This is a genomic window from Vibrio sp. 2033 (genome assembly GCF_033339735.1).
In genome coordinates this window covers 1-503 of record NZ_JAWOVC010000911.1, presented here as the reverse complement: position 1 = coordinate 503, position 503 = coordinate 1, and the positions used below count along the sequence as shown (strand labels likewise).

1 protein-coding gene is annotated in these 503 nt (G+C 47.3%); it reads right to left on the bottom strand.

All coding sequences use genetic code 11. The features are described from left to right. Positions 1-503 (bottom strand): glycerophosphodiester phosphodiesterase (glpQ, locus tag R7P74_RS29770; protein ID WP_318124350.1); only part of this gene is annotated, 503 nt, incomplete at both ends.

The window sequence follows — 503 nt, the reverse complement described above, 5'->3', positions numbered from 1 at the left end:
TCCTTACCTTCGTGACGATGGAACCAAGGCGCTTTAATTTCCGGGTAAATACCGATGTCGTAACCCAACGTCTTGTTAAGGCCTTGGATCAGTTCAATCTCTTCAGCAAACGTCGGTACAGTGAAATCAGATTTCCACATTGGGAATCGAGTTGGATAACCGGCGACTTTTTTGCCGTTTTCGTCGATATTGAACCCTTCGGTGACTCGCAGAGATTTGATTTCTGCCAGAGTAAAGTCAATCGCGTAATAACGACCATCTTCGCGTGCGCGATCAGGAAAACGCTCCGCTACATCCGTGACGCGATCCAAGTAATGGTCATGCAACACCACTAACTGGTCGTCTTTCGTCATCACGACATCTTGCTCGATGTAATCTGGTTTCATTGCATAAGCCAAAGCTTTGGCTTCTAAAGTATGCTCCGGTAAATAACCAGAAGCGCCGCGGTGAGCGATAACAAGCGGCTTTGCAATTGCGCCAGCAGATAGGCTAAGCGCTAAAAA